At 45.1% G+C, this 13,365-nt stretch carries 12 protein-coding genes and 1 tRNA gene; 3 read left to right on the top strand and 10 right to left on the bottom strand.

What is annotated here, in order from left to right:
* Positions 1-78: 78 nt before the first annotated feature.
* From ACO0KW_RS14725 to rpoD, 3 genes are all read right to left on the bottom strand, one after another.
* Positions 79-1,104, bottom strand: a complete 1,026-nt coding sequence (locus tag ACO0KW_RS14725; protein ID WP_423054016.1) for a tyrosine-type recombinase/integrase — start codon at positions 1,102-1,104, stop codon at positions 79-81.
* Between the two features lie 158 nt (positions 1,105-1,262).
* Positions 1,263-1,340 (bottom strand) — tRNA-Ile (locus ACO0KW_RS14720).
* Between the two features lie 236 nt (positions 1,341-1,576).
* Complete coding sequence (gene rpoD / locus ACO0KW_RS14715; protein ID WP_423054015.1) at positions 1,577-4,231, bottom strand: RNA polymerase sigma factor RpoD; 2,655 nt, start codon at positions 4,229-4,231, stop codon at positions 1,577-1,579.
* On the opposite strand from rpoD, the gene ACO0KW_RS14710 reads away from it, so the two are divergent.
* Positions 4,230-4,703, top strand: a complete 474-nt coding sequence (locus ACO0KW_RS14710) for a hypothetical protein (protein WP_423054014.1) — start codon at positions 4,230-4,232, stop codon at positions 4,701-4,703. The genes rpoD and ACO0KW_RS14710 overlap by 2 nt on opposite strands.
* A gap of 400 nt (positions 4,704-5,103) precedes the next feature.
* On the opposite strand, the gene dnaG is transcribed toward ACO0KW_RS14710, so the two are convergent.
* From dnaG to ybiB, 5 genes are all read right to left on the bottom strand, one after another.
* Positions 5,104-6,900 (bottom strand): DNA primase, encoded by a 1,797-nt coding sequence (dnaG, locus tag ACO0KW_RS14705; protein WP_423054013.1) that lies wholly within the window; start codon positions 6,898-6,900, stop codon positions 5,104-5,106.
* An 84-nt stretch (positions 6,901-6,984) separates the two neighbouring features.
* Positions 6,985-7,431, bottom strand: a complete 447-nt coding sequence (locus tag ACO0KW_RS14700) for a GatB/YqeY domain-containing protein (RefSeq protein ID WP_423054012.1) — start codon at positions 7,429-7,431, stop codon at positions 6,985-6,987.
* Between the two features lie 166 nt (positions 7,432-7,597).
* Positions 7,598-7,810: a 30S ribosomal protein S21 gene (rpsU, locus tag ACO0KW_RS14695; RefSeq protein ID WP_186891961.1), complete on the bottom strand. Its 213-nt coding sequence runs from the start codon at positions 7,808-7,810 to the stop codon at positions 7,598-7,600.
* 209 nt (positions 7,811-8,019) lie between these two features.
* The gene (locus ACO0KW_RS14690; RefSeq protein WP_423054010.1) at positions 8,020-9,249 is read right to left on the bottom strand and encodes an NAD(P)/FAD-dependent oxidoreductase; all 1,230 of its coding nucleotides are present in this window, start codon (positions 9,247-9,249) and stop codon (positions 8,020-8,022) included.
* Between the two features lie 106 nt (positions 9,250-9,355).
* The gene (ybiB, locus tag ACO0KW_RS14685; RefSeq protein WP_423054009.1) at positions 9,356-10,345 is read right to left on the bottom strand and encodes a DNA-binding protein YbiB; all 990 of its coding nucleotides are present in this window, start codon (positions 10,343-10,345) and stop codon (positions 9,356-9,358) included.
* A 268-nt stretch (positions 10,346-10,613) separates the two neighbouring features.
* On the opposite strand from ybiB, the gene ACO0KW_RS14680 reads away from it, so the two are divergent.
* Together ACO0KW_RS14680 and ACO0KW_RS14675 are read left to right on the top strand one after the other, a co-directional pair.
* Positions 10,614-11,105, top strand: coding sequence for a response regulator (locus ACO0KW_RS14680; RefSeq protein ID WP_423054008.1), 492 nt, complete (start codon positions 10,614-10,616; stop codon positions 11,103-11,105).
* Positions 11,106-11,163: 58 nt separating this feature from the next.
* Positions 11,164-11,529 (top strand): VOC family protein, encoded by a 366-nt coding sequence (locus tag ACO0KW_RS14675; RefSeq protein ID WP_423054007.1) that lies wholly within the window; start codon positions 11,164-11,166, stop codon positions 11,527-11,529.
* A gap of 64 nt (positions 11,530-11,593) precedes the next feature.
* Here ACO0KW_RS14675 and ACO0KW_RS14670 read toward each other — a convergent pair whose 3' ends face one another.
* Entirely contained in the window at positions 11,594-12,268 is a 675-nt protein-coding gene (locus tag ACO0KW_RS14670; protein ID WP_423054005.1) for a LysE family translocator, read from the bottom strand.
* Positions 12,256-13,299 (bottom strand): isopenicillin N synthase family dioxygenase, encoded by a 1,044-nt coding sequence (locus ACO0KW_RS14665; RefSeq protein WP_423054004.1) that lies wholly within the window; start codon positions 13,297-13,299, stop codon positions 12,256-12,258. Before ACO0KW_RS14665 ends, ACO0KW_RS14670 begins: the two co-directional genes overlap by 13 nt.
* Positions 13,300-13,365 lie beyond the last annotated feature (66 nt).

Genomic DNA, 13,365 nt, shown 5'->3' with positions numbered 1-13,365 from the left:
TGAAATATTGAAGAGAGTGCCGTTGACTAAGAATCAGTAAATCATCACGGGTTGACGTTAACCAACGGCATATTCACATTACCCTAATTTTTGAAGAAGGCTCTCCGGTTTGAGATGCGTATAGCGCTTCAACATCTGCATGCTTTTATGACCTGTAATGCTCGCAACCTCCATTGGATGCATCCCCTTCTCGAACAACCGAGAAGTCGCCTCATGTCGTAAATCATGCCACCGGAGATTTGTGATACCAAGACAAGCCATCGTCAACTTCCAAATACATAGCACTGCGTTTGGTGTGGTATTAAATACCTGCCCAAATATAGATCTTGGTAATTCGCCAGTAACTTCCCTAGCTTTAATCGAATTAAGAACAGCAACCGCTTTAGTTGATATGGGCAAGATCGTTGGGACACCTTTATTTTCTGGAGCCTTTGGATCAAATGGGAATTTAATCATTCTGGTATCAAGGTCGATCCACTCCCATTTCAAACTAAAGAGTGTTGCCTTTCGAAGACTTGTTTCTATAGCTAAGTCAAATGCGTATGCAGCATAACGATTACCACTTGCGGCAAGCTTGGCATAAATTTTTTCATATTCACCATTCTCCAGGCGCCGGTCACGTGCATTACTTCCACTTGGTTTGCGGATGTTATCGAGGGGATTAGGCAATCCTTCCATGCCCCATTCTTTGCGTGCAATTTCAAACAAATGATTTATCAACTGTAACTCAAGACGGATTGTATTTTCCGCTCTTCCCTGCTCACGCCTTGCATCGCGGTAACGTGCAAAATCTGCGCCCTTTAAGTTTGCTAACGTACGGAAACAAAGGTCATTTCGTAGCCAACGATCGATGCGTCCATTCTCTTGTTTCGGGTGGCGCTTAGTTGGGACAATTTCTCGCTGATAGCGCTCCAGCGCCTCACGCAATGTAGTTCGCTCAGCCTCGGTACGGTCAATGTACAAACCAGAGTCCATTTCAGACTCAATACGCCGCGCCCATTGCTGTGCCTGCTTCTGAGTATCAAACGTCCTGTACGTCGCCTTGTAGCCCTTGCGCCGGATCTCTGCGCGCCAGTATTCACCCCGCTGTTTAATGTAAGCCATATCAAGTTCTCCAAAAGATTTAGAAAGCGCTTGATTTGAATTCTCCACTCCGGCAGATTTCCGGCAAAGGGCCAGTTTTTGAATAAATTTACGTGAATAAATATGAAAAAAGCCCTTGCAATTTCTTGTAAGAGCTTGATTTCAAAACACATAAATTTTGGTGGGCCTCCCGTGAGTCGAACACGGTACCAACGGATTATGAGTCCGCTGCTCTAACCAACATGAGCTAGAGGCCCTATTTTGCTAAGACACGATGTATCCCAGAAAATGAGCGCTCATTGTATTACATCCGACACAATTGGCACAAGGCTTAGCATGGATAAAACAGTGATTCACCTGCGCAAACTGGCGCTTTCAAGATAAATGTTGTCAACGTCGATCATAAAACAAAAGCCGCAAGATTTCTCAATCGCACGGCTTATTCAAACTTAACAAAATTTACGACAAAAATTAAATCTCAATTAAGTTAAATTTAATTTCCCTCTAAAAAGCTCTTCAACTTATCAGAACGTGATGGATGACGCAGCTTACGCAAGGCTTTTGCTTCTATTTGACGAATCCGTTCGCGTGTGACGTCGAACTGTTTACCCACCTCTTCCAAGGTATGATCCGTCGACATTTCAACCCCAAAACGCATACGTAATACTTTTGCTTCACGCGGTGTTAATGAATCCAATACGTCTTTCACTACATTACGCATTGAGGCGTGTAACGCCGCATCTGCTGGCGCTAACGTGTGATTATCTTCGATAAAATCACCCAAGTGCGAATCATCGTCATCACCGATTGGGGTTTCCATCGAGATCGGTTCTTTAGCAATCTTCATGATCTTGCGGATTTTATCTTCCGGCATTTCCATCTTGATCGCCAACGTTGCTGGATCTGGCTCGGCACCTGTTTCTTGCAAAATCTGACGCGAAATACGATTCATCTTGTTGATCGTTTCTATCATATGCACAGGAATACGAATCGTACGTGCCTGATCCGCGATAGAGCGCGTGATCGCTTGGCGAATCCACCAAGTTGCATAGGTCGAGAATTTGTAGCCGCGACGATATTCAAATTTATCAACCGCTTTCATCAAACCGATATTACCTTCTTGAATCAGATCCAAGAATTGCAAACCACGATTCGTGTATTTTTTCGCGATAGAAATCACCAGACGCAAGTTCGCCTCTGTCATTTCACGTTTCGCTTTACGCGCTTTCATCTCACCTGCTGACATCTTCTTATTGATGCCACGCAAATCAGGTAAAGGAAGAACAACACGGGCTTGCAGGTCAATCAATTTTTGCTGTAGTTGCTGCACAGTCGGCACATTACGGCCCAAGATCGCGCTGTAAGAATGACCAGCATTCACCTCACCATCAACCCATGCAAGATTTGTTTCATTGCCTGGGAAAACTTTAATGAAATGCGAGCGCGGCATACCGCAGCGATTTACTACGACATCGAGAATTTGCTTCTCAACGTGACGCACCTCATCAACTTGACCACGCAAAGTATCACACAGTTTTTCAACAACTTTTGCTGTGAAGCGGATTCCTAATAATTCGTTCGAAATTGCTTCTTGCGCTTTGATGTAGTTCTTAGAGTTGTAGCCTTCTTTTTCAAAGGACTTACGCATCTTGTCGAAATTCTCAGAAATTGTTGCAAATTTTGCGAGGGAATCACGTTTCAATTGCTCTAATTGTTCTGCGGAGATACCAGCGGCGACAGCAGCACTGTCTTCTTCCTCTTCGTCTTCTTCTTCGTCGTCTTCTTCATCTTCTTCATCTTCGTCACTTTCAGCGACGACGACAGGTGTTTTTTCTTCTTCGGTTTCCGCGTTTGGATCAACCAGACCATCGACCATATCGTCGACTTTAATTTCATCGCTAGCGATACGCTCAGCCTGCGCCAAAATTTCTGCGATAGTCGTTGGACACGCGGAGATCGCCTGAATCATGTCCTTCAGGCCTTCTTCAATTTTCTTCGCGATGACGATTTCACCCTCGCGCGTCAACAACTCGACCGTACCCATTTCGCGCATATACATGCGAACAGGGTCCGTAGTACGACCAAAATCGGAATCCACTGTCGACAAAGCGGCTTCAGCTGCGGCTTCGACTTCATCATCATCACTCGCGACAGTGACAACATTATCTGATAACAATAATGCTTCTGCGTCGGGAGCCTGCTCATAAACCGCAACACCCATGTCATTAAAGGTGCTGATAATGCCCTCGATCGCTTCTGGATCGACGACATTTTCTGGCAAGTGATCATTGATTTCAGCAAAGGTCAGATAGCCACGATCTTTACCCATTTTGATCAGGGTTTTCAGACGTTGGCGACGACGTTCCAATTCTTCTGCGGTAGCTTCAGGATCGGCAGAAAAAGCATCTTTCAGTAAGGCTTTTTCTTTTGCTTTACGATCTTTTGCTTTGGCTTTATCGAGCGCTTTCATCTCAGCGCGTTCTACCGCATTGAGTGCTGCCATTTCTTCATTTTCTGGCTGGTATTCTTTCGGCTTACGTCCACGACGACCAGGCACCTTCACACCAGGCAATACGTAACCTGATGTATCAATACTTGCCAATAAGGCGGCATCCGTTGTTTGACTAACAGTAGGCGCAGATCCTGACTTGATTTCTTGCACTTCTGGCGCTTTTTCGGATTTTGCCACCTTCGTCGTCTTTTTCGCTGGTTTTATTTCTTCTTTTTCAGCGTTATCAGACTTTTCGGCTTTATTACTAACGTTCGATGCTTTTGTAATCACAGAGGCTTTCTTTGTGGCGGCTGACGGTGTTTCAGTTTGCTTCACTTGTTTGGTTGCAGGTTTTTCGACATCCTTGCTCAACTTCGGTTCCGCTTGAGGTTCATTTTTTGTGGCACGTGTTTTTGGCACTTCAACTTCCTTTTTACTGACCGTCGATTTTACATCTTTACTTGAAATCTTGCTCTCAGCCAATTTTACCGGCGTCTGTTCTACTTTAGGCGGTTTAGCGCCTTTCGCAAGGACTTTTTTCTCTGTGACTTTCGGCTTGACACCGGTCCCAATTACAGGCTTAGTTTTTGCGGCATTTGGCTTCGTTGTTACGACCTGTTTTTTTTCAACGGCACTATTTTTATCGACTGCCTTCATGGTTGTTTTAGACGCAGTTTTAACCACGGGTTTGGCACCCTTGTTCGATGTCACGCCAGTCGCTTTCTTCACTATTTGCGTTTTTATCGAAGCACTTTTGGCAGCTGGCTTTGCGGCCGCTTTGGCTGGGCTTTTCAATGTTACTTTGCTTGCGGCTTTGACTGGAACCTTAGTTGCGGGCTTCGTTGTTGCCTTTGCTGTAGTTGCAACCTTGCTTGTCGCCTTAACTGCAGCCTTAGTTGCAGGCTTAGTTGCAGGCTTTGCTACAAGTTTGGCTGCTAGCTTAGGTGCAACTTTGCTGGCTATTTTTGTCGGCACTTTTGAAGTTGCCTTCGATGAAGTACTGGCCGTTTTTTTTGCTACGGCAGTTTTGGTCGAGCTCTTCGTCACTACGGATGTCAGTTTTTTCGCGGGTTTCTTCATTGCACTAGCCATTGAATCAAACCAACCGAAGCTAAAAAATATTTTTTGAATTCTATAAAAACTACACTTGGTTGGCAGTTAAATCTGCGGGACAGTGCACTCATCCTAAATTCAAACGTAACTTTTCTTTGCAACGGTGTTTTGGGTTACTCGGAGGAGCATATGCTCACCTAAACAACACATTCTTGTCATTCACAGTCACTAACTCGATGCCTGCAAGGAAGAATGAAAACAACCTAAGACCTTGAATCGAAAGCCTTTAATTATATCACTTGCCACTCTTTTACTCAATCCGACAGCTTGCAAAATACCTCTTCTGCATTACTTTTACATCACTTTCCATACTCATTTGCTGAACTTTTTTCTTATTTTTTGGGCAAATCGGTTAAATAAACCATCCAAATGAGAAACAACAACGCGGAACAACTGATTAAGCAGTTACTCTTAAACTATGGTCCACCAGCAGCCTCGACCTCTGCCTCCCGTCGAATTGCATCCTGTAACTGCATAATTTCTCGATAACGCGCAACTTCCGCTGGATCGCGCAGCCCACGCTGCGCCAATTGTTCCATTTCCATTTTTAACACTTGTGTACGCATTTGTCGCAAAGCGCCTGCCAACTCCATGCTAACCACATCAATTTCGGACTCAGTCTGCTCGGCAATTTCGGCAATCAATGGATCAAAATCAGCGCTAGTTGCACGCAAATTTTCAGCCAACGCCGCAAAATTCGCCTGATCCCCCATGGGCTGAGCAATCAACACCAATTGTTTTAGCATTTCAGCACCATCTGGTGCAATTCTGGCAGCGCAATCCATCATTGCCGGAGTCATCATGACAGCCAGCGACGGATGTGCGACCAAAATTCGCATCACTTGTCGCTCTAAACCAACAGGTGCACTACGACGACTTTTCGGCGGAGCAATTTTTACTCGAGCAACAGGCTGGCTTAATTCAAAAAGTGCCTCAATTTCCGAAGCGGTAGATTGCGTAATCTGCGCCAAATTGCGTACCAATTGCAAACGCAGTCCTGATGGCGCCATTTGCTGCAATAAGGGCTTAGCATCAAATTGGGTTTTTGCGCGCCCCTCTGCGGTACTCAAATCATTCTCAGCACTAACTTCCTTAATGAAAAATTGCGATAAAGGCATGGCATTTTGCACTTCTGCAGCAAATGCATCCGCACCAAATTCACGCACAAAACTATCTGGGTCGTGCTCAACCGGCAAAAACAAAAATTTAATTACTTTATTATCATTTACATGCGCCAGGCAGGCATCTAGCGCCCGTCGCGCCGCACGCCGGCCAGCACTATCACCATCGAAGCTAAAAACGACATGATCGGTCTGACGCAGTAATTTTTGAACATGTGTTGGCGTACATGCTGTTCCCAATGTTGCTACGGCTTGTGGAAAACCAAGTTGCGCCAGCGCGACCACGTCCATATAACCTTCAGTAACGAGCACATAGCCGGCATCGCGAATCGCCTGACGCGCTTCAAACAGACCATATAACTCAAGTCCCTTTTGATACAAAGGCGTCTCGGGCGAATTTAAATACTTAGGCTCACCCTGATCAAGAATCCGACCACCAAAGCCAATGACCTGCCCCTTAGTATTGCGTATCGGGAACATAATGCGATCACGAAATCTATCATAGCGCTTGCGATGTGCGCCTTCATCATCGCTTTTATCAATCACCATGCCAGCCTCAGCGAGCGCATGCGCACTATATTCAGTAAAAACTGAGCGCAGACTATCCCAACTATCTGGGGCGTAACCAAGACCAAAACGTGCCGCAATCTCGCCAGTCACACCACGCTTTTTCAAATACTGTATGGCATTATCCGCACCGCGCAATTGTTGTCGATAATAATCACAGGCCTTGGTCATGACCTCACTCAGCGCCAGACTTTTCGCGGTGACTTCAGCTCTTTGCGCTGGCAACATGCGATCATCATCCGGCACGATCATGCCATTATTCAGGGCCAAATCCTTAACCGCATCGACAAAATTCATACCAGAATATTCCATCAGAAAACCGATAGAAGTTCCATGTGCACCACAACCGAAGCAGTGATAAAACTGCTTGGTAGGACTAACCGTAAAGCTAGGCGACTTTTCGTTATGAAACGGGCACAAACCCATGTAGTTGGCGCCACCTTTTTTCAATTGTACGTACTTACCAACCACATCAACAATATCAACGCGGGCAAGCAAATCTTGAATAAAACTTTGTGGAATCACGCAAACAATCTCATGGAATAAAAACGAATACGGCCTCGGAAAGTTTTCCCCCGAAGCCGCAATGACACAACAACAATGGGAGAATTACTTAGCTAATGCTGCCTTTACCATAGCAGAGACGACGGTCATATCCGCGCGACCTGCTAATTTTGGCTTTAACACTGCCATCAGCTTACCCATATCTTGCGGACCAGTTGCACCAACTTCAGTCACTGCATCGTTAACTGCCGCTTGCATTTCAGCTTCACTCAAACCTGCTGGCATATAGGCCGACAAAATCGCCATTTCGGCTTTCTCAATATCAGCCAGATCCTGCCGTCCACCGGCTTCAAACTGAGTGATTGAATCTTTACGTTGCTTGATCATTTTCTCAATGATTGCCAACACCATGGCGTCATTCAACTCCACCCGCTCATCGACTTCTTTTTGCTTCATTGCGGCAGTAATCAGACGAATCGCACCCAACTTCGCCGCATCTTTGGCGCGCATTGCCGCTTTCATATCGTCGGTGATTTGATCTTTTAAGCTCATGATACCCTCTGAAATTATGATTTCTTGCGATCAAACCAAACACAAGAAAATAAACAATGAAAATAACAAAGCCCGCTGCGGTACACCGGAGCGGGCATGCAAACCTAAAACAGATGAAAACCGTATGACATTAAGTTAATTCAAAATTACTCAATGCCAGACAGAATTAGTACATCTTTTTAGGCAATTGCTGACTACGAATACGTTTGTAGTGACGTTTAACAGCTGCCGCTAAACGACGTTTGCGTTCTGCAGTTGGTTTTTCATAAAACTCGCGAGCGCGCAATTCGGTCAACAGACCGGTCTTTTCGATGGTGCGCTTGAAGCGACGCATGGCGACTTCGAACGGCTCGTTTTCTTTAAGGCGAATTGTGGTCATGTAAGTTCGGAACCAGTTAAAAATTATAGGAAGACCGAAATCATAACAGGGTTTTCCAAAATAGGGAAGTCGACTGATGAAAACTTATGCAAAAAAGTGTGGCGAACATACATACAAATCCCAGTCACTGGGTAAAAAGTCAATTATTCAACGGATTGTCGAGTTGTGTGATTCGATTGATAGTCGATAAATCGTGTCCCTTACATCACCTATTGGATTTCACTCGACTCACCAATTGCCTTACCTGCGGCAACACCTGAAGCCCACGCCCATTGAAAATTAAATCCGCCCAACCAACCCGTGACATCGACAGCCTCTCCAATAAAATACAATCCAGGCACTTTATTCGTCATCATTGACTGCTGCGACAGTTCGCGCGTATTGACACCACCGCGAGTCACCTCTGCTTTCCTGTAACCTTCCGAACCATATGGCACCAATTCCCACCGGTTTATTTTCTCACCAAGTAAACGAAGGCGCTTGTCTTGCATATCCGCAATTTTCAGATTGCCATCGAATCCATGGGCTAGTAATAAACCATCGACGAGACGTGCCGGTAGAAAAGCGGCAAGAAAATTCGCTAAATTTTTCTTGGTAGAGGTTTTCGCTTCGATTAATTCTTCCGCGAGATTGACCTCTGGCAATAAGTTCACCCGTATGCTTTGACTGGCAGACCAAAAACTAGAAATTTGCAAAATTGCTGGGCCTGATAGGCCTCGATGCGTAAACAATAAATCTTCACGAAATAGAATCTTATTTTTCTTTTCACCAGTCTCTATATCGACTTCCAAAGATATTCCCGACAAAGGCACGAAAGGCTCCCAGGTCGACGCATCAAATGTCAAAGGCACCAGCGCTGGCCTTGGCTCAACAATCTTCAAATCAAATTGTTTTGCCATTCGATACGAGAAATCCGATGCACCAATCTTGGGAATAGATAGACCGCCAGTTGCAATAACTAGATTGGACGTAGTTACGACTCCTCGATCCGTACCTATAACAAATCCCCGTTCAGTCTTAACGACTTCACTGACCGCACAAGGCATGCGCCACTGGACTTTTCCTAAATCGCATTCAGTCTTCAACATTTGAATGATGTCTTCAGCACTGTTATCGCAAAATAATTGTCCTTTGTGTTTTTCGTGGAAAGCAATTTTGTGTCGTTTTACCAAATTCAAAAAATCCTGAGGCGTATAACGTGCCAATGCGCTCTTGCAAAAATGTGCATTCTCTGACAAGAAATTGAGTGGACTCGCATGCAAATTAGTGAAATTACAACGTCCGCCGCCTGAAATACGTATTTTTTCTGCCAACTTACTCGCGTGATCGATCACCAACACAGACTTTCCCGCCTGCCCCGCGACAGCAGCACACATCATCCCCGCGGCGCCAGCGCCAATCACAACGACATCGACGTGTTGCATTTTTTCTGTGGTCATTATGTACTTTCGGCGCAAAAAATAAGCTAAGGATTCAATTAAGGCGCGCATTGTAAAGGAAAAATGGCAATATCCGTGATCGCCAGGCAATGATTTTTGCTTGCGCTTATGCCGAATTTATCTTGAGTTCTTTGGCGAGCTGTACACAATGCCAGACTTGTCGCTCGATGTTAACCGGTATCGCATGCTTTCCTGCCAATACATTCTGGATCCACGTCGCGGTCGCATCCGCCGTGATATCAGGGGGGAGACTTTCTGGTTCTGACAGTAATTGCGAGTTCGTTTCCTCTAGGGTTTCACATTCACCCATGTAATATTTATCAATACGTTGCGAGCGGCCAGTACTGGCCACTGTTTCACCTTCGGTACCACGCATCATCAATGCAATTCCACGATGATGCGGCGCTAGTTGCCGGAAATAATTGTCAAGCATGAGCTGATATTCTGGATGGGTATACGACGTCAAACGCACTGCAGCTTGTTCAAATGGTTGTAGAATTTTCACCAAAGTATGTGTTGAATTGCGCAAACCTAAAACCTTACGCATCATTAAAATTCGATGCATCTTTGGTGACAGAGCTTGTAAAGGCATAAAAGCCAAACGCATGCGATTTAATTGATGCTCTGCATGTGCCACATCAAACGACGGTTCGATACCAATAGCGGAGAATATGGCTGCACTAGTGACGCGCCCGACGTCATGCTCCAAGCCATGCACCAATACAGGTACACCTTCACGTGCCAGCAACAATGCCAACAAAGGTGTCAAATTTGGCCGCTTGCGTGCTCCGTTATAGCTTGGAATCACGATCGGCGCGAACTGGCTTGTGTTCGGCGTTTGCAAATTATGCAAACGATTTTCAGCAGCTTCTAGAAAGCCGGCGATCTCTTCTATTGTTTCGCCTTTGATCCGCATCGCTATCAGGATTGCTCCCATTTCGAGATCAGACACCCGTCCATCGAGCATCGCCGTATAAAGTTGATACGCGTCAGCACGCGATAAGTTTCGCGCGCCTTCTTTGCCACGCCCTATCTCTTTAATATATGCCGCCGCCTGAAAGACTTCAGCGCTTAATTTATCTTGTGTATTTTTCATAGCACTAGCTTACACTGGGTGCTCGATTACGAATAGCCTTTCGGCTTCCATTTACAAGCAGTTTAGCCTTTGCAACGCAACATCAAAGATGCTTGAAACCTTCGCAAAATCGCATGCATTAGTTGAGTAAAATCAGATCAAAAAGCAACGTCAGCAAAAAAAGAATACGAAAGCAAACAATTTGCGGTGCCTATTCATTTAAATAATTGTCGCTTATTGTTATCTTTCGCTATACTTGTTTTCATCTTTCTCACACAAGTACCAGAACATGATGACCCAAAACCCCGATGCAAATGCCGAATATGCTAAATTGCATGTGCTACTAGTTGATGACGATGAATTTTTATTAGAGCTCATGCAGGTGACATTACGTGACCTCGGCGTCGGCTCTGTGACCCGCGCGCTCAATGGCTTTATTGGTTTAAATACCTATCGTCAAACTCAGCCTCGCCCGAACCTGATTATTTGTGATTTATGTATGCCACAATTAGGCGGAATGGAATTATTAAGCCATCTCGCACTCGACGCATGTCAGGCCGACATTCTAATTATTTCTGGACATAATTTAGTTCCACCAGTCGACCAACATTGGAATTTATCAAACTATAACGGCCCGATTCTCAATCTGGCAGAAAAGATCGCCAGGATTCAGGGCCTGAAAGTCCATGCAAGCTTTGAAAAACCGATTACCCGTGAAAAAATCATAGAGATGCTCGATTTAGTATTAAGTCAAAAAGCGCCAAAGCAAGCCACCATTTAAAACACGTGTTATTTGCTTTGTTCCGCAAAAAACAGAATTAACATGAGGAATTAACACGATGATTTTAGGTTTACGAACAGTTATCTACCCGGTAAATGATATTGTTGCCGGCAAAAATTGGTATGCTGAAGTTTTAGGTCTAGCCCCTTATTTTGACGAAGTATTTTATGTAGGATTTAATGTTGGCGGGTTCGAATTGGGTTTAATTCCAGATGCAATTGCAGGGACACATGGCGCGCAAGCACTTTGGGGCGTTGAAGATGCACGAGACGCAATGGAACGTTTATTAAAATTAGGTGGACAGGAACTGGAAGCAGTGACGGATGTCGGCGGAGGCATTCTGGTAGGTGCGGTACTCGATCCATTTGGAAATCGCTTTGGAATTATCCAGAATCCCCATTTTGACAAGAGCACAGTGCGTTGATTTTTATCGCAGCACTGTCTCCCTCTGGTCGCTCACGAGCAGCCTAAGTAGCGAGCTCGGTTATTCAATCAAGAAAAAGTACCATCGCTGCGATCCCGAATAAGACGATGGCGACAGCAACATTCACAACACGTACTAACCAGGAGTGCGAGCGGACACGACTCGCAATCACACCACCGGCAAAAATAGCAAGCAGGTCCGCCGGAATAGCAGTTATCGGGATCAATGAAGATAGAAAAAACATTCCAATAGCCGAGTGCTGACTCACAAATTGCGGCATGAAAGACAAGAAAAAGATGATCGTCTTTGGATTGCTCAATTCGATCAGCACACCATTGAAAAACAATCGCCAATATGCCTGACGTGAGATCGAAATTACAGGCGCGGCGGCATCTGTTTTCTCGGTGAATGACATCGATTGTGTCTCTGGTAGGGACTTAGGCGGTAACACAAACGCAGCGCACAAAGAGTCATACGCAAGATAGGCAAGATATAGCGCTCCAAGATACTTAATGAATTGTAGCAACCACGGAAATTTCATCGCAATCAGACTTAGACCGAGCGCGGCAAACAAGGCATGCAACATACCTCCTACCGCCAAGCCCAACGACGACGCCAAACCACCGCCCGACCCAAACTGTACGCTGCGTGATAAGACATAAGCCATAGAAGGTCCGGGTGAAGCACTTAATAACAATCCGGCTACAATGACTGTGAACATGGCGCTTAGTTGGTCCATGAGGTTTTCCCTTTTAAAAATGGATTGCGCATCGGCGTTGCTTGAAATAAATTGATATCAGACACAACTGGTAAAGTCTTTTCAATGCCCGACTTCTGAATACTCATACGCAAGTAAGAGAAATCCTGACTAACCTGCTGCAATAAATGTTCGCCCGCAATTACCCGCTGCAACCCATGATTGGATGTAGCGATCATGGGTCGTATTTCAGACAGATAATCAAATGCAGCGAAGAATGGCATAGAAAATCGCTCTTTGCCCGTATTTAAGACTCGATGTGGATTAGAGCGGTAGCGCCCACCTGAAATAACCTCTGCCATATCCCCCACATTCATCACTAAGGTATCGGGAAGTGGCGGCGCGTCCAACCATTCTCCCTTTACATTCACAGTTTGCAAACCGGGCATGGTTTGGTATAGCAAGGTGAAGAATTCATAGTCGGTGTGCGCGCCCATCATGCTATGACTCTGCGGATCACGGCAAGAAATTTGATTTTCGGGATAGTGAATCAAGCGCAGTTGAGCCGTCGGCTTTTGCATCATATTGGTGAGCGTATTCACACGCAAATTTAAGGCAGCTTCTATGGTGTGCGTTAACAGCTTGGCCAAATAGCTGATCGCTTCATAATACGAATACACCGCTTTTTTAAACCCCAATAAATCTGGCCAAGTATTTGGTCCATAAAAAATATTTCCCGCTAAGAAATCCTGGTCAGAGGCAGACAGTTCTAAGCCTATGTCATACGCTTCGTATAAGCGCATCGCTTCATCCGCATATAAGCCATTTTCTGAAAAACCGACATACCCGGAATGACGTGGTGCGCTGGCAATATCATATTGGCTCTTATATTTTTCTGACAGAGAGAAAAAATGCAGAGAGGCAGCCTGCGCGGCAGCAATTATTTCTGGTGCGATACCGTGATTCTTCAAATAGCAAAATCCGGTCTGCGTGAGTGCTGCATCCAAAGATTTCACCAAAGTGGCATCGTTCGGATAGCGTCTAACTATAGAAAGATCAATGACTGGAATCATACACATTTCTCCTTATTGAAAAAATAGCATGATATCAAAAAGAGAAAACATATAGGAAGCTCAAAA

The organism is Undibacterium sp. Ji22W (genome assembly GCF_049340305.1).
Lineage (GTDB): Bacteria > Pseudomonadota > Gammaproteobacteria > Burkholderiales > Burkholderiaceae_D > Undibacterium.
The sequence above is the reverse complement of the archived record's forward strand: the minus strand, read 5'-3'. Positions and strand labels throughout refer to the sequence as shown.